The sequence below is a fragment of the Thauera propionica genome (assembly GCF_002245655.1).
Lineage (GTDB): Bacteria > Pseudomonadota > Gammaproteobacteria > Burkholderiales > Rhodocyclaceae > Thauera > Thauera propionica.
The window spans coordinates 210528-225054 of sequence record NZ_NOIH01000015.1 but is presented as its reverse complement, the minus strand read 5'-3'; the positions used below and the strand labels follow the sequence as shown (position 1 = coordinate 225054).

Genomic DNA, 14527 nt, shown 5'->3' with positions numbered 1-14527 from the left:
GGAAACCACCGATGACATCCACCGTCGTTCTGCGCCGAATGCTGCTCGCTGCGGCGCTCACTTTTGGTCTGCCCGCCGCGGCCCAGGAGGCGGGTGCACCCGAAGCGCTGGTCGCACCCATCCAGGCGCGCTGGGCCGAGATCAAGTACCAGCAGCCCGCCAAGGAGCAGGCGCAGCTTTACCGCAGCCTTGCCGAACAGGCCCATCAAGTGTCGGAGACCCATCCCAACGAAGCGGCGGTGCTGATCTGGGAAGGGATCGTTCTGTCCAGCGAGGCCGGGGCGCGTGGCGGGCTCGGGGCCCTGTCGCTCGCCAAGGATGCGAAGGCCTTGCTGGAGGAAAGCCTCAAGCTCGACGAGCGCGCGCTCGACGGCTCCGCCTACACCAGTCTGGCGACGCTCTATGCGAAGGTGCCCGGCTGGCCGCTCGGCTTCGGCGACAAGGCGCAGGCTGAGGCGCTGTTCAAGAAGTCGCTGGCCATCAACCCGGACGGGATTGACCCGAACTACTTCTATGGCGAGTATCTGATCGAGACAGGACGGATCTCGGAGGGGCGAGTGTTTCTGGAGCGGGCGCTCAACGCGCCTGCTCGCCCCGGGCGTGCGCTTGCGGATGCGGGGCGCCAGCGCGAGATCCGTGCCCTGCTAGCTCGAGCCGCCAGGGAAGGGAACTGATGTGAGGATCTTGCTGGTCGAAGACGACGCCCTGCTCGGGGACGGGATACGGGCGGGGCTGGAGCTCGACGCCTATGCCGTCGACTGGGTGCGCAACGGCGAGCAGGCGCTGCATGCGCTGGCCGGCCACAGTTACGAGGCCTGCATCCTCGATCTCGGCCTGCCGGGCAAGGACGGCGTTGCGGTGTTGAAGGAAACGCGCCGCGCGGGGGACCGTACGCCAGTGCTGGTGCTGACCGCGCGTGATACCCGGGAGGACAAGATCGGCGGGCTGGATGCGGGCGCCGACGATTACCTCACCAAACCCTTTGACCTTGGCGAACTGCAGGCGCGGCTCCGTGCCTTGATCCGGCGGGCGAGCGGCTCGGCGCGCCCGGTACTCGAGCATCGTGGTGTCGTGCTCGACCCCTCGACCAAGCGCGTGACCGCCGACGGCTGCGAGGTGATGCTCTCGGCGCGCGAGTATGCCTTGCTCCATGACCTCCTCAGTCACCCCAACCATATCCGGAGCCGCGCGCAGCTCGAGGAGAGCCTGTACGCCTGGGGGGACGAGACCGGCAGCAATACGGTCGAGGTGTATATCCACCACCTGCGCAAGAAGCTCGGTGCCGATTTCATCCGCACTGTCAGGGGACTGGGCTATCAGCTTGGGGGAGAGGGGTGAGGCGAGGGCGCCTGTTGGCAGGAACGGCCTCGCTGCGCTGGCGATTGCTGGCGGCGGTGTCCGTCGCAGTGCTGCTGCTGTGGTTGCTCACGGCCTGGTTCAGCTACACGAAGGCGCAGCATGAGGCCGAGGAGCTGATGGATGGCAACCTCGCGCAGACGGGCCGTCTGCTCCTGGCGATCACCCAGGACAACGAGGACGATCTGGGGGAGCTCGCCGGCCGCCTCGCCACGGTGAGGGGGGCGGCCGACAACGTCTATGAGCCTCCACTCGAGTTTCAGCTCTGCCTGGGGGATGGCACCATCCTTGCGCGCTCGATCGGGGCGCCGGATCTGCCCGTGCTCGGGGTGCCGGGCTACAGCGACATCCTGCGCAAGGACGGCTCGTGGCGAGTCCTCAACGTGGTGTCGGGTGACGGGCGGCACCGTGTGCAGGTTTCGCAGTCGATCGGTCTCAGGGACCGTGCCGCGCTCGAGGTGGCGGGGCAGACCGTTTTGCCGCTGGCGATCATCACGCCGGTGCTGCTGCTGCTGATCTATGTGTCGGTCGTGAAGGCGCTCGATCCGCTCAACCGGCTGGCTCGGGACGTGGCGTCGCGCAGCGCGGACAACCTGGCCGCCTTGTCCCGCGAGGACGTCCCCAACGAGGTCGGACCGCTGGTTGCGGCCATCAACCGATTGTTGCTGCGCGTGGCACGGGCGCTGGACAACGAGCGCCGCTTCACCTCCGACGCGGCACACGAATTGCGGACACCGCTGGCCGCCATCAAGGTGCAGACCCAGGTTGCACGGCTCAGCCGCGATGCCGCGCAGACGACACGTGCACTGGGCCAGATCGAGAGCGGTGTGGACCGCGCGACCCGCCTGGTCGAGCAACTCCTGCGCCTCGCACGGCTCGATCCCCTGAACGTGCTGCCCAATCCGCAGCCCCTCGACCTGCTGCCGCTGGTCGAAGGCACGCTTGCCAACGTCCTTGCCGCCAATCCCGCGCTGACGCAGACGGTTCGGCACGAACTGCCGCAATCGGCGCCCCGCGTGTTCGGCGACGCCGATCTGTTGGGCATCGCCTTGCGCAACCTGATCGACAATGCGATCCGCTATACGCCTGCCGGAAGCACGATCGTGATCCGCCAGGAAGACGAGGAGGGCGGCCGCGTCTGTCTGTCCGTGCAGGACGATGGTCCGGGCGTGCCGGACGAGCTGATCGCGCGCCTAGGCGAGCGCTTCGTCCGGGGGCGCGACGCGCTGGCCGAGGGCAGCGGCCTGGGCCTCGCGATCGTGTCTCGCATCATGGAATTACACGGGGGACACTTCTCTGCCCGGAACCTTGCGACGGGCGGGTTCGCAGCCCGGCTGTGCGGCCTCGTCAGGGCGGACCGGGACGCGGCCCCGGCTGGTGCTTGATCCGCCGCCCCTCAGTTCCAGGGTGGCCAGTCGGGCGGTGGCGCTCACGCGCAGTCTTCGGCGACCCCGTCGGCGAGACGGTAGCGGGGATTGGCGCGGGCGGAAGGAGTGGAGCCGATCGTCCAGATAAGCAAAGCCCGGCAGAGGGCCGGACTTGCTGGGGTGGGCGTCTTCGCGCGGTCAGCGATGGTCGATGCGATAGACCTTGTCCGCGTTCATCTTGGGCGACCACGGCAGGCCGCTGTTCTGCCAGCCGTTCTTGAGGCGGAAGCCGGCCTGCGAGCCTTCCTTGATCGCGTCGCCCTGGAAGCCGTTGATGACGTAGCGCGCGTTGGCAAAGCCGCTCTCGCGCAGGAAGGCGGCGCTCGGTTCGCCACGCTCGCTCCCTGAACGGCACATGGTGATGATCTCGGCGTCGGCGCTCAGGCCGCGCTTGGCGAGCTCCAGCTTCACCTGGTTAACGAAGTCCGGATTGCGGTAGAGGCGGAACACCCCCTTCTCCGCATTCCATTGCGTACGGTCGACCAGCATGAAGGGCACGTTCGCGTGCACCGCGTCGCTAAAACCGACGAACATGATCTCGACCGGGTCGCGGACGTCGATGAGCAGCACGTTCGGTTCGGCCTTCTGGATCTTGGCGTAGGTATCAGTCGCCGAGATGCCGATGTCGGCCGCATGGGCGGTGAGGCTGGCGAAGCCGATGGCTACGGCGATCAGGAGCTTTTTCATCTGGGGGGCCTCCACTGATGGGTTGGGGGTCAGGCTGTGCGGCGCAGGCTGGCTGCAATCGGCCAGGCCAGCGCGGCCGCGACGGCGCCGAAGGCGGCGGCGTAGAAGAACAGGTTCATCCAGTCCACCCAGTAGCCCATGTTGGCGAAGGACGACTTGGTCATGGCCGGGGTGATGAAGAAGGTGATCGCCGTGGCGATGATGCCGATGACGAAGGCCGGGGCGATGGCCTTTTTCCAGCCGGCGCCCGGCCGGGTGGCGGCGAAGATCATCAGCGCCAGCCACAGCACGACGGTGCCGATGACGGCGGGCAGGTACTGCATGCCGAGTTCGAACAGGATGTTCAGGGTCAGCCAGATTTCGTACATGTCGTCTCTCCCCTCAGACCCGGCCCTTGGCCACGGCCATGTAGGCGGGCTTGAGCAGGCGGTATTTCATGACCCAGGCGAAGTAGCTGTCCTGCAGCGGATCGATCATGGGCAGCGAGGGCGTCAGGTTGTTCTCGTAGTCGAACTCGATCAGCAGCGCCGAGCCTTCGCGCAGCAGCAGCGGGCACGAGGTGTAGCCGTCGAAGACCAGCGAGGGCTCGCGGCCGGCGATCACCTCGATCAGGTGCTGCGCCACGAGCGGCGCGCTCTTCTTGACCGTCGCGGCGGTCTTGCCCTTGGCGGTGCCGTTGATGTCGCCGATGCCGAAGACGTTGGGGAAGCGGCGGTGGCGCAGGGTCTTGGGGTCGACCTCCAACCAGCCGCCGGCGGCAAAACCGCCTTCCTTCCATGACAGCGGGCTGTTCTTCACCGAGTCGGGTGCGCGCATCGGCGGCACGACATGGATGAAGTCGTAGTCGATTTCGGTGCGTTCGCCTTCCGGGCTGGTCACCGTGGCGCGGCGCGAGCCGATGTCGACCGCCACCAACTTGCTGTTGAAGGTGACCGGGATGTCCAGTTCGGCCCAGCGGCGGAGGACTTCCTCGTTGATGCGCGGCACGCTGAAGATGTTGCCCAGCGCGGAGTGGAAGTCGATCTTCGAGGCCGCACGCGTGCCGGCCTGCTTCAGGCGGTCGGCGATCATGAAGGTCATCTTCAGGGGCGCGCCGGCGCATTTGAGCGGCGTGGCGGGCAGGGTCATCAGCGCGTGACCGCCCTGCTGACGGAAACGGTCCATCGCCATCCAGGTGGCCTGGGCCGCCTCCGGGCTGGGGTAGACGCAGCCCAGACCGTTGGTGCCGATGGCGGCAACGTCCATGCCTTCGATCTGGGCGAAGTCCAGATGCAGGCCGGTGGCCACCACCAGGTAGTCGTACTCGATGCGCTTGCCGCTGTCGGTGACGACTGCATTGGCCTCGGGGTCGAACTCGGCCACCATCTCGCGCACCCATTCCACGCCGGCAGGCACCAGGTCGGCATTGCGGTCGCTGACCTTGCCGACCGGCCAGATGCCGGTGGCCACCAGGGTGTAGCCGGGCTGGTAGTTGTGGATTTCCTTGCGGTCGATGATCGTGATCTTCGCGCCGTCCAGCTCGCGCGACAGGCGGTTGGCAATCGCAAGGCCACCCAGGCCGCTGCCGGCGATGACGATGCGGGCCGAGGTCTTCAGCGCAGCCTGGGCGGGCTGGGCGGCCACGGTCAGGCCGCTGCCGGCGACGACCGGCAGCACGGATGCGCCAAACAGCAGGCGACGTCGCGTCTCGTCGACGTCGGGTGCTACGCAGGGGGTTTCAGGCGTGTGGGACATCTGTCTCTCCTTCCCGGTCAGGGGCCTGTGCGGTGCGCACGGCGCCGGTTTTATCGTTGCTGCCTTTTCAATCATATAAGTAAAGACTCAAATAGCCACGCTGCAAGCAGGGCTATGTGACCGAGGTCACATAGCGCCGCCCTGCAGGAAAGCGAGGCGTATGACGGCCAGGGCGATGCCGAGCAGGCAGGCGGCACTCGAGAACATCAGGCGCCAGGCCAGGTGTCGCGGCACGAAGCCGACGCCGCGCACGAAGCCCGCGCTCATGGCCCAGAACAGGGCCATGGCGGCCCAGTGGTCCGCACCGCCCTGCGGACCGGAGAGGGCGGTGGGCCAGGCGGTGATGCCGAGCATGATCGCGATGGCGGCCAGCAGCGGCAGCAGGCGGATGCCACCGGTCGGCGCGGCGGCCGGGCGGGGGGCGACCTTCGTGTTCATCGTGGCCTCCTTGCCGCTCTCAGTGCGCGCCGCTGCCGTTCGGGCGAGCCGGATCGGCAAGACGTGCGTGGCGCAGTGCATCGGCGTGCGCTTGGTCGCGTGCCTCTTCGCGCGCTTCTTCATTCTCGCCCCACAGGGCGTTGAGGATGGCCAGCAGCACGGCGAAGCCGATGCCCAGGACCCAGGCGAAATACCACATGTCGTTCTCCTTGTTCGGTTCGCGCGTGTTCAGTACGCGGAGTGCTCGTTCTCGCGGATGTATGCGGCCGTGACCTTGCCGGCCATCACCTTGTAGGCCCAGCTGGTGTAGGCGACGATGATCGGCATGAAGATCAGCGTGGCCCAGAACATGATGCCCAGCGTGCGATGGCTCGAGACCGCATCCCACACCGTGAGGCTGGCGCCCGGCACGGTGGAGGAGGGCATCACGAAGGGGAACATGGACACGCCGGCGGTGCCGATCACGCCCACGATGGCGAACGACGAAGCGACGAAGGCGGCCAGGGTGCGGCCCTTCCACACCAGCAACAGCGCGGCGATGCCGCCGGCGTAGCCCAGCGCCGGCACCAGCATCGTCAGCGGCGCCTTGTCGTAGTTGGTTAGCCAGGCGCCGGGCTGCAGTTCGACCGTCTTGGCAAGCGGGTTCGGCAGCGCAGCGGTGTCCACCGCCGAGGTGATGGCGTAGCCGATGCTGCCGTTGGCGATCCACAGCCCGGCGGCGGTGAAGCCGACCAGCATCAGCACGCCGAAGATCAGCGCGGCGGTGATCGAACGGCGCTGGATGTCGCCCTCGGTGCGGTGTGCGAGGTAGATCGCGCCGTGGAAGGTGATCATCGCCGTGCTCACCACGCCGGCCAGCAAGGCGAACGGATTGAGCAGGCCCCAGAACGAGCCGGTGTAATAGGGCACCAGGGTGTCGTCGAAGTGGAAGGGCACGCCCTGCAGCAGGTTGCCGAAGGCGACGCCGAAGATCAGCGGCGGCACCGCCCCGCCGATGAAGAGCCCCCAGTCCCAGGTGCTGCGCCAGGTGGCATTGTGGATCTTGCTGCGGTAGTCGAAGCCCACCGGGCGGAAGAAGAGCGCCCACAACACCGCCAGCATTGCCCAGTAAAAGCCCGAGAAGGCGGTCGCATAGACGATCGGCCAGGCGGCGAAGATGGCGCCGCCGCCGGTGATGAACCACACCTGGTTGCCGTCCCAGTGCGGGCCGACGGTGTTGATGACGACGCGGCGCTCCTCGTCGTTCTTGCCGACGAAGGGCAGCAGCGTGCCCACGCCCATGTCGTGGCCGTCCATGATGGCGAAGCCGACGAGCAACACGCCCACCAGCAGCCACCAGATGAGTTTCAGGGTCGGGTAGTCGAAGATCATGATGTCCGCTCCGGGATCAGGCGTGGGCGTGGTGGGTTTCGTTCATGTAGCGGCCGGTGCCCAGGCTGCCCGGGCCCTGGCGGGCGAACTTCACCATCAGGTACATCTCGACGATCAGCAGCAGGGTGTAGAAGCCGACGAAGCCAGCCAGCGAGCCGTACAGGCTTTCCACCGTCAGCGTGGACACCGACAGGTGGGTGGGCAGCACACCGTAGATCGTCCAGGGCTGGCGGCCGTACTCGGCCACGAACCAGCCCATCTCGCAGGCCAGCCACGGCATCGGCAGGAACCACAGCGCCCACTTGAGCAGCCACGGCCGCTGGGCGAAGTCGCCCTTGATCGAGTACCACAGGGCCAGGCCGAACAGCGCCAGCATCGCGAAGCCCAGCGCCACCATGATGCGGAAGGTCCAGAACAGCGGCGCCACCTTGGGCAGCGTGTCGCGTGCGGCGCGGTCGATCAGCTCGGGGGTGACGTCGTCCATCGAGGCGACGTACTTCTTGAGCAGCAGGCCGAAGCCGAGGTCGGCCTTGACCTTGTCGAAGGCCTCACGCAGTGCCGCGTCCTGCGGGTTCTTGCGCAGCGCCTCGAGCAGCTTCACCGCCTCAACGCCCACCGTCACGCGCTCGCGATTCAGTGCATAGATCTGGTTGAGACCGGGCAGCTCCTTGTCCAGCGAGCGCGTGCCGATGAGGCCCATCACCCAGGGAATGTGGATGGCGAAGTCGTTCTTCATCCCGGCTTCGTTGGGCAGCGCGATGACGTTGAAGCTGGCCGGGGCCGGTTCGGTCTCCCACATCGCCTCCATCGCCGCCAGCTTGGTCTGCTGCGCTTCGCCCAGCGCGTAGCCGGACTCGTCGCCGAGCACGATCACCGAGCAGATCGAGGCGAAGCCGAAGGCGGCCGCGATGCGGAACGAGCGCTTGGCGAACTCCACATCGCGCCCGCGCAGCAGGTACCAGGCCGAGATCGACAGCACGAACATCGCGCCGGTCACGTAGCCCGCCGACACCGTATGCACGAACTTGCCCTGCGCCACCGGGTTGAACACCACCGCCCAGAAGTCGGTGAGTTCCATGCGCATCGTCTCGTAGCTGAACTCGGAACCCACCGGGTTCTGCATCCAGCCGTTGGCGATCAGGATCCACAGCGCCGACAGGTTGGTGCCCACCGCCATCAGGATCGTGACCAGCAGGTGCTGCTGGCGCGACAGGCGGTCCCAGCCGAAGAAGAACAGGCCGATGAAGGTCGATTCGAGGAAGAAGGCCATCAGACCCTCGATCGCCAGCGGCGCACCGAAGATGTCGCCCACGTAGTGCGAGTAGTAGGCCCAGTTGGTGCCGAACTGGAACTCCAGCGTGATGCCGGTGGTGACGCCCAGCGCGAAGTTTATGCCGAACAGCTTGCCCCAGAAGCGGGTCATGTCCTTGTAGATCGTCTTGCCGGTCATGACATAGACGCTTTCCATGATGACCAGCATCCACACCATGCCGAGCGTGAGCGGCACGAAAAGGAAGTGGTACATCGCCGTGGCGGCGAACTGCAGCCGCGACAGGTCGACGAGTTGCTCACTGACCATGGGTTTCTCCAGATGTCGTGTGTTGTTTTGTGCTTGCCGGGGCAACCACCTGCGCAGCCATGGCGCCGGGGTCGACTGTCACCTTTGCGTCGCGGATGAACGCCCACCACAGCGCGGTGATCAGCGCGAGCTTGATCACGACGACGAGGGTGAGATGACGCAACAGGCCTTGGTCGGACGGCTTCATGAGGGCGCTCCGGTTGTCTGGTTGTCCATTAACAAGTGTCGTGCCAGCGCGATGGGGCCGTTTGTTTTTTGAGGTAAATCAAAAACATCGGTCCGGCAGTCGGACACAGAAGCTGTGCTGGTCGCTGTCAGCATGGCAGTCATGCTGCCGCTAGCACTGCCTATTTGGCTGACTGTGGCGGAGCCGGGAGACGGGCGCGCGCATCGCCGGGCTTGCGACCGGCCGGACGTCAATCTGGCAGTTGAGTGCCAATCGCTGCCTCGGATGGCAGTCTTGGCGGTCAAGCAGCGTCGTCCATTTCGCCGGGAATCCGCCTGAACGCTGGGCTTTTACGGATTGGCATGGGCGTTGCTTACTGGATTCGCAGAAGCGGAGTCGTGTCGTGGTCGCCACCAAGATCGTCCCCCCTCTACGGTCATAACCCCCCGTGGCGACGGCCCGATGGACTCCACCGGCTCCGCTTCTCTTTTCCTCTGCGCACTGCGCACACCCCATCCCGGAGACGCAGAACATGTCAGACACCCTGAAGAAGGATCGTCGTCGGCTACTGATCGCGACTTCCGCTGCCGGCGCTGTCGGCGCCGCGGCCACCGCCATTCCCTTCGTCGCCAGCCTGACGCCGTCCGAAAGGGCCCGCGCCGCTGGCGCGCCCGTCGAGGCCGACGTCAGCAAGCTCGCCGCGGGCGAGATGATGACCGTCGAGTGGCGTGGCAAGCCGGTGTGGATCCTGCGCCGCACGGCCGAGATGCTGGCCAGTCTGGAAGGGCACGAGCCCCGGCTGGTCGACCCCGCGTCGGCGGAGCCGCAGCAGCCCGACTACGCTGCCAATCGTCATCGGTCGATCAACCCCGAATACCTCGTGGTGATCGGCATCTGCACGCACCTCGGCTGCTCGCCGTCGGAGAAGTTCGCGCCCGGCGCCGCCAGCGGCATCGGCGAGGACTGGCCCGGCGGGTTCCTGTGCCCGTGCCACGGTTCGATCTTCGACCTGGCCGGACGCGTGTTCCTCAGCCAGCCGGCACCGACCAACCTCGAGATTCCGCCGCACAAGTGGCTGTCCGGGAGCCTGGTGCTGATCGGCGAGGATGACTCGACCACCGCCTGAGCCGGCGGCGGCCCGCACTTCCCTTCCAACCCCCGGCGCGCGCCCGCGTGTGCGGCGCCGCGCGCCGCATCGATCGAGACACACCATGAAGATCGCCGTTACCAGCCAGAATTTCCGCACGGTCACCGCACACGCCGGCAAGACCCGGCGCTTTCTCATCTACGACATCAGCTGCCCTTGCACCCCGCGCGAGGTCGATCGTCTCGACCTGCCGATGGAGATGGCCTTCCACACGTTCCGCGGCGACCGGCACCCGATCGACGGCATGACCGCGCTCATCACCGCGGGCGCGGGCGAAGGCTTCCGCAAACGGATGGTGCAGCGCGGCATCGAGCTGGTCGTGACCGGCGAATCCGACCCCCTGCAGGCCATCGTCGACTACACGCAGGGCGTGGTAAAGCCCGCGGCGCCCCACGATCACGCCGACCACGCCTGCTAGGCGGCGGCACCTTGAGGTGGCCGCATCACGGCCGCAGCGCCCGCCTCAGCGGGCGCTGCGGCACTGTCCGGCGAGGGTGTTGAAGGCTTCGGCCTGGGTCATGAAGATGCGGCCCGACAGCCACTCCGTCACCCTGGCCAGGTCCAGGCGGTCACGCACCGGACCTTTCAGTTCCGAGAAATGCAGCTGCAGGCCTTTGGCGCGCAGCTCGCGGTCGAGCTGCATCAGGACCTCGAGGCCGGTGAGGTCGATACCATTGACCCCGCTCATCATCAGCACCACGTGGCGCAGGTTCGGGCGGCGCGCCAGGGCCGACGACAGGGTCTCGGAGATCCAGCGTGAGTTGGTGAACACCAGACTCTCATCGACCCGGATCGACAAGACCTCCGGCAGCGTCTCCACCTCGAAGCGATTGACGTTGCGGAACACGTCGGTGCCGGCCAGGCGCCCGACCTCGGTCCAGTGGGGGCGGGCGGTGCGCTGCAGCAGCAGGCCGACGGCACCGACCACACCGGCGAGCAAGGCCTCCTTCACGCCCACCGTCAGCGTCAGCACTGCCACCATCAGCATCAGGGCGAACTCGGTGCGCGAGTACCGCCACGCCAGCACGAAGGGCGCGAAATCCACCAGCGACAGCACGGCCACGACGATGGTCGCGGCGAGTACGGCGCGCGGCAGGTAGTGCAGCACGTCGCCCAGCAGCGCGATCGCCACCGCGAGGAAGAGCGCGGTCCATACGCCGGCCATGCGCGTGCGCGCGCCGGCGTCGAAGTTGACGATGCTGCGCGCGAAGCCGCCGGTGACCGGCATGCCGCCGGACACGCTGGCCGCGGCGTTGGCCGCTGCCAGGCCGAAGAGTTCGCGTCGGGGCGACACCTTCTCGCCGCGGCGTGCGCCGAGGGCCTCGGCCACGGCGAGGCTCTCGACATACGCCACCAGTCCCAGGAGCACCGCCGGGGCGAGCAGTTCACGCCACACCGGCAAGGGCGCTGTCCACGGCATCGGGAAGGCCAGGCCCTCGCCAAGGCTGATGCCGCCCGACAGGGCGACCCCCTCATTCAGGTGCGGGAAACCGGCGACCCAGGCGATCGACGCTGCGACCACTACGATGGGCGCGGTACGCGCCAGCAGCTGCGCGCTCCGGGGCCTGAAGCCCAGGCCTTGCAGCACAGGGCTGCCGTGCCGGCGCAGGGCCCACAGCAGCGCAAGCGCCAGCACGCCGATGAGTGCGGTGGTCACATGAGGCAGCGGATGACTGGCGCCGGCGAGCGACTGCCACAGTGCGACTACCGTGCTGCCGCCAGCCTGCACCCCCAGCAGTGCGGGGAGCTGGCCGATCGCGATCACCAGCGCGGCACCGGTGATGAAGCCGTGCAGCACCGGGGCGCCGAGCAGCGCCGCCAGCGTCTCGAGGCGGAACAGCGCGGCGACGAGGAACACCGCCGCCATCTCCAGTGCCAGCACCAGCGCCGCCAGGTGTGGCGTGACCTGATGCGCGGCGGCGACGCCGCCGACCGCCTGCGCCGTCATCATCGCCAGCACCGCGACCGGCCCCACGGCGAGGCTGCTGCTGGAGCCGAAGGCGGCGTAGGCGACGATGGGCAGCAGGCTCGCCATCACGCCCACCACCGGTGGCAGGCCGGCGAGCATGGCGTAGGCCAGGCTCTGCGGTACCAGCAGGATGGTGACGATCGCCGCCGCGATCAGGTCGTCGCTCAGTGCGCTGTGCCGGTAGCGGTGCCAGCGCGCGAGCAGGGCGCGGGGGGCGGCGGCAGTCGTCGCGGGCATCGGGTGGCGCGCCTACAGCAGGTCGATCGGGATCTTCAGGTAATGCACGCCGTTGTCCTCGGCCGGTGGCAGGTTGCCGGCACGCACATTGACCTGGATCGCCGGCAGGATCAGCGTCGGCATGGCCAGCGTGCGGTCGCGCGCGGTGCGCATGGCGACGAAGTCGGCCTCGGTCACGCCGTCATGGACGTGGATGTTCTTCGCCCGCTGCTCGGCCACCGTGGTTTCCCACACCGGGGCGCGGTCGTCGGGCGGATAGTCGTGGCACAGGTGCAGGCGCGTCTCGGGCGGCAGCGACAGCACCTTGCGGATCGAGCGGAACAGCGTGGCCGCATCTCCGCCGGGGAAGTCGCAGCGCGCGGTGCCGTAGTCGGGCATGAACAGGGTGTCGCCGACGAAGGCATCCTGCCCGACGATGTAGGTGAGGCAGGCCGGCGTATGGCCGGGGGTGTGCATCACCTCGACGTCCAGCCCGCCAATGCGGAAGCGCTCGCCGTCCTCGAACAGGTGGTCGAACTCGGCGCCGTAGGTGTTCATGTCCTTGGCGTTGAAGATGTCCTTGAACACGCCCTGCACCTGGCGGATATGCGCGCCGATGCCGATCTTGCCGCCGAGCTGCTGCTTGAGGTAGGGCGCGGCCGAAAGGTGGTCGGCGTGGGCGTGGGTCTCGAGCAGCCAGTCGACTTGAAGCCCGGCGTCGCGCACGTGGGTGATGACGGCGTCGGCCGAGACCCGTGAGGTGCGTCCCGACTTGGGGTCGTAGTCGAGCACGCTGTCGATGATCGCAGCGCGTGCTGTCGCCGGGTCGGACACGACGTGAGTGACGGTGTTGGTGGCGGCGTCGAAAAAGGACCGGATGTCTGCCTGGGGCATGGGAAATCTCCTCATGTCGGTTCGTGGCTGAGTGGGTGTTTCACTCGGGCACGCAGATCTGGCCGCGGCTGGCGGCCCGCAGGGTCTTGAAGGCCAGCAGCGCGACGACGCCGCTCAGCACCGCGAGCATCATCCAGGACAAGCCTGCATAGAAGGCCTGGCCGCTGCGCGCACTCATCTCGAAGGTGGCGATCGTCATGGCCGCCAGCGGGAAGGAGTAGGCCCACGCCGAGATGAAGAAGGGCAGGCGGAAGAAGCGCACCGCATTGCTCGCCAGCAGCAGCGTCAGGAACAGCGCGGTGAAGTACAGCACGCGGGCGAAGGCGTCGACCTGGCCGGTGAGTGCGACATAGGCGAGGAAACCGACCGAGGGTGGGGCGATCAGGATGAAGAGCGTCGGGGTCAGGCGCGCGGGCAGCGGCTCGTGGAAGAACAGGCGGTACAGCACGATCGTCATCAGCACCAGCCAGAACACCAGACCGATGCTGAAGAAGAACCAGCTGATGTCCGCCGGGGCGAAGCGCACGCCGGCGATCGGCACGATGATGTTGCCCACCACCGGGATGAACCAGGCCGGGTTGGCGTGCTTGATGTCGTAGTGGGTGTGGTGGATCCAGCTGCTCATGGCGAACAGCGTGAACATGAGATGCACGGCGGCGCCGATGCCCCACATCCATTGCGCGACGGCCGGGGCGTCCTGCGCCCAGCTGATCGACAGCAGCAGCAGGCCGATGGAGATGGCGGGGAAGAAGTTGAGGCGGATCGGATGGGCGCGATCGGCCTTCACCGCCTCGGGGTGTCGCAGCAACTTGCTGCCGTACATCGCCAGCAGGAACAGGTACAGCGCACTCGCCAGCCAGCGCAGCACGACGCCGATCTCGACCGGCACGCCGCCGGTGTGATGAGCCTTGAGCCAGGCAATGGTGAGGCCCGCCATGCCCATCACGGTGGAGAACAGGGCGACCGGGAAATGCGCGAGCCGTCCGGCATGCGCGTCGTGCGCAGCGGCGGGTGTGGCGGAGGAGGCGGGGGCGTTCATCGTTCTTCCTTGCAGGGATGTCAGTAGCGGATGTCGATGCTGATCCGGGCAGCGCCCGTACCGGCAGGTAGTTCGAAGGCACTGTCCGCGAATGCGGGTGGGCCGGACACGGTGGGATTGTTCGACAGGCCGTAGCCTTCGGTCGGGAACATGCCGAAACGGCGGTTGAGTTCGCCGTTACCGTCCTCGTCGTGATAGGCCATGATCGCGTAGCGACCGGGTGGCAGCGCATCGAAGCTCACCGTCACCGTACCGGCGCTGGCCGGCACCTGCTGTATGGCGACGGCCTGCGCCTCCTTGCGGAAGGTCTTCGGGTCCTGGTACAGCCCGACACGCACCGTGCCGTTCGCATGCTGGATACCGGTCAGATTGACGTCGAGCGTGGCCTGCTGTGCCATGGCGGCGCCGACGGCGGAGGCGGAAAGCAGGAAAACGAGCAAATGGGAAGTCATGGTTCGGGGCCTGTGTTCACGAAGCGTGAATATAAGCAAAAGCTAATTATTG

General features: G+C 67.2%; 17 protein-coding genes. 5 read left to right on the top strand and 12 right to left on the bottom strand.

Going from position 1 to position 14527, the window contains the following annotated elements; translation table 11 throughout:
- The first annotated feature begins 11 nt into the window (after positions 1-11).
- From CGK74_RS14055 to CGK74_RS14045, 3 genes are read left to right on the top strand one after another with little or no spacing between them, the layout of a single operon-like run.
- Positions 12-674, top strand: coding sequence for a tetratricopeptide repeat protein (locus tag CGK74_RS14055; RefSeq protein WP_240498728.1), 663 nt, complete (start codon positions 12-14; stop codon positions 672-674).
- Position 675: 1 nt separating this feature from the next.
- On the top strand, positions 676-1338 hold the full coding sequence (locus tag CGK74_RS14050; protein WP_133091868.1) for a response regulator: 663 nt from the start codon (positions 676-678) through the stop codon (positions 1336-1338).
- A 14-nt stretch (positions 1339-1352) separates the two neighbouring features.
- Positions 1353-2741, top strand: coding sequence for an ATP-binding protein (locus CGK74_RS14045; RefSeq protein ID WP_206186255.1), 1389 nt, complete (start codon positions 1353-1355; stop codon positions 2739-2741).
- A gap of 180 nt (positions 2742-2921) precedes the next feature.
- Here CGK74_RS14045 and CGK74_RS14040 read toward each other — a convergent pair whose 3' ends face one another.
- The 8 genes from CGK74_RS14040 to cydP form a co-directional block, all read right to left on the bottom strand.
- Positions 2922-3470 (bottom strand): rhodanese-like domain-containing protein, encoded by a 549-nt coding sequence (locus tag CGK74_RS14040; protein WP_094269065.1) that lies wholly within the window; start codon positions 3468-3470, stop codon positions 2922-2924.
- Positions 3471-3499: 29 nt separating this feature from the next.
- The gene (locus tag CGK74_RS14035; RefSeq protein ID WP_094269064.1) at positions 3500-3838 is read right to left on the bottom strand and encodes a hypothetical protein; all 339 of its coding nucleotides are present in this window, start codon (positions 3836-3838) and stop codon (positions 3500-3502) included.
- A gap of 13 nt (positions 3839-3851) precedes the next feature.
- Positions 3852-5204 (bottom strand): NAD(P)/FAD-dependent oxidoreductase, encoded by a 1353-nt coding sequence (locus CGK74_RS14030; protein ID WP_094269063.1) that lies wholly within the window; start codon positions 5202-5204, stop codon positions 3852-3854.
- A 126-nt stretch (positions 5205-5330) separates the two neighbouring features.
- On the bottom strand, positions 5331-5642 hold the full coding sequence (locus CGK74_RS14025; protein WP_094269062.1) for a cyd operon YbgE family protein: 312 nt from the start codon (positions 5640-5642) through the stop codon (positions 5331-5333).
- Between the two features lie 19 nt (positions 5643-5661).
- Positions 5662-5841, bottom strand: coding sequence for a cytochrome bd-I oxidase subunit CydX (cydX, locus tag CGK74_RS14020; protein WP_094269061.1), 180 nt, complete (start codon positions 5839-5841; stop codon positions 5662-5664).
- A gap of 29 nt (positions 5842-5870) precedes the next feature.
- A complete protein-coding gene (gene cydB / locus CGK74_RS14015; protein WP_094269060.1) occupies positions 5871-7013 on the bottom strand; it encodes a cytochrome d ubiquinol oxidase subunit II in 1143 nt (380 codons plus the stop codon).
- Positions 7014-7029: 16 nt separating this feature from the next.
- The gene (locus CGK74_RS14010) at positions 7030-8592 is read right to left on the bottom strand and encodes a cytochrome ubiquinol oxidase subunit I (RefSeq protein WP_094269059.1); all 1563 of its coding nucleotides are present in this window, start codon (positions 8590-8592) and stop codon (positions 7030-7032) included.
- Complete coding sequence (gene cydP, locus CGK74_RS14005; protein WP_094269058.1) at positions 8582-8779, bottom strand: cytochrome oxidase putative small subunit CydP; 198 nt, start codon at positions 8777-8779, stop codon at positions 8582-8584. Before cydP ends, CGK74_RS14010 begins: the two co-directional genes overlap by 11 nt.
- Before the next feature lie 511 nt (positions 8780-9290).
- On the opposite strand from cydP, the gene petA reads away from it, so the two are divergent.
- On the top strand, positions 9291-9884 hold the full coding sequence (gene petA / locus CGK74_RS14000) for a ubiquinol-cytochrome c reductase iron-sulfur subunit (protein ID WP_094269057.1): 594 nt from the start codon (positions 9291-9293) through the stop codon (positions 9882-9884).
- An 85-nt stretch (positions 9885-9969) separates the two neighbouring features.
- The gene (locus CGK74_RS13995) at positions 9970-10323 is read left to right on the top strand and encodes a NifB/NifX family molybdenum-iron cluster-binding protein (RefSeq protein ID WP_094269056.1); all 354 of its coding nucleotides are present in this window, start codon (positions 9970-9972) and stop codon (positions 10321-10323) included.
- Between the two features lie 45 nt (positions 10324-10368).
- On the opposite strand, the gene CGK74_RS13990 is transcribed toward CGK74_RS13995, so the two are convergent.
- The 4 genes from CGK74_RS13990 to CGK74_RS13975 are packed head-to-tail and all read right to left on the bottom strand — an operon-like array spanning position 10369 to position 14475.
- Entirely contained in the window at positions 10369-12111 is a 1743-nt protein-coding gene (locus CGK74_RS13990) for a SulP family inorganic anion transporter (protein ID WP_094269055.1), read from the bottom strand.
- Positions 12112-12123: 12 nt separating this feature from the next.
- A complete protein-coding gene (locus CGK74_RS13985; protein ID WP_094269054.1) occupies positions 12124-12984 on the bottom strand; it encodes an MBL fold metallo-hydrolase in 861 nt (286 codons plus the stop codon).
- 40 nt (positions 12985-13024) lie between these two features.
- A complete protein-coding gene (locus CGK74_RS13980) occupies positions 13025-14023 on the bottom strand; it encodes an SLAC1 anion channel family protein (RefSeq protein WP_094269053.1) in 999 nt (332 codons plus the stop codon).
- Between the two features lie 20 nt (positions 14024-14043).
- Positions 14044-14475: a DUF2141 domain-containing protein gene (locus CGK74_RS13975; protein ID WP_094269052.1), complete on the bottom strand. Its 432-nt coding sequence runs from the start codon at positions 14473-14475 to the stop codon at positions 14044-14046.
- Between the last annotated feature and the right edge of the window lie 52 nt (positions 14476-14527).

Bases quoted from the DNA above. Each gene is read 5' to 3' on its own strand.
- CGK74_RS14035 (WP_094269064.1), bottom strand. From the start codon at position 3,838: ATGTACGAAATCTGGCTGACCCTGAACATCCTGTTCGAACTCGGCATG.
- CGK74_RS14010 (WP_094269059.1), bottom strand. From the start codon at position 8,592: ATGGTCAGTGAGCAACTCGTCGACCTGTCGCGGCTGCAGTTCGCCGCC.
- CGK74_RS14040 (WP_094269065.1), bottom strand. From the start codon at position 3,470: ATGAAAAAGCTCCTGATCGCCGTAGCCATCGGCTTCGCCAGCCTCACC.
- CGK74_RS14030 (WP_094269063.1), bottom strand. From the start codon at position 5,204: ATGTCCCACACGCCTGAAACCCCCTGCGTAGCACCCGACGTCGACGAG.
- petA (WP_094269057.1), top strand. From the start codon at position 9,291: ATGTCAGACACCCTGAAGAAGGATCGTCGTCGGCTACTGATCGCGACT.
- CGK74_RS14025 (WP_094269062.1), bottom strand. From the start codon at position 5,642: ATGAACACGAAGGTCGCCCCCCGCCCGGCCGCCGCGCCGACCGGTGGC.
- CGK74_RS13995 (WP_094269056.1), top strand. From the start codon at position 9,970: ATGAAGATCGCCGTTACCAGCCAGAATTTCCGCACGGTCACCGCACAC.
- CGK74_RS13990 (WP_094269055.1), bottom strand. From the start codon at position 12,111: ATGCCCGCGACGACTGCCGCCGCCCCCCGCGCCCTGCTCGCGCGCTGG.
- CGK74_RS13975 (WP_094269052.1), bottom strand. From the start codon at position 14,475: ATGACTTCCCATTTGCTCGTTTTCCTGCTTTCCGCCTCCGCCGTCGGC.
- cydX (WP_094269061.1), bottom strand. From the start codon at position 5,841: ATGTGGTATTTCGCCTGGGTCCTGGGCATCGGCTTCGCCGTGCTGCTG.
- cydB (WP_094269060.1), bottom strand. From the start codon at position 7,013: ATGATCTTCGACTACCCGACCCTGAAACTCATCTGGTGGCTGCTGGTG.
- CGK74_RS13985 (WP_094269054.1), bottom strand. From the start codon at position 12,984: ATGCCCCAGGCAGACATCCGGTCCTTTTTCGACGCCGCCACCAACACC.
- CGK74_RS13980 (WP_094269053.1), bottom strand. From the start codon at position 14,023: ATGAACGCCCCCGCCTCCTCCGCCACACCCGCCGCTGCGCACGACGCG.
- cydP (WP_094269058.1), bottom strand. From the start codon at position 8,779: ATGAAGCCGTCCGACCAAGGCCTGTTGCGTCATCTCACCCTCGTCGTC.
- CGK74_RS14055 (WP_240498728.1), top strand. From the start codon at position 12: ATGACATCCACCGTCGTTCTGCGCCGAATGCTGCTCGCTGCGGCGCTC.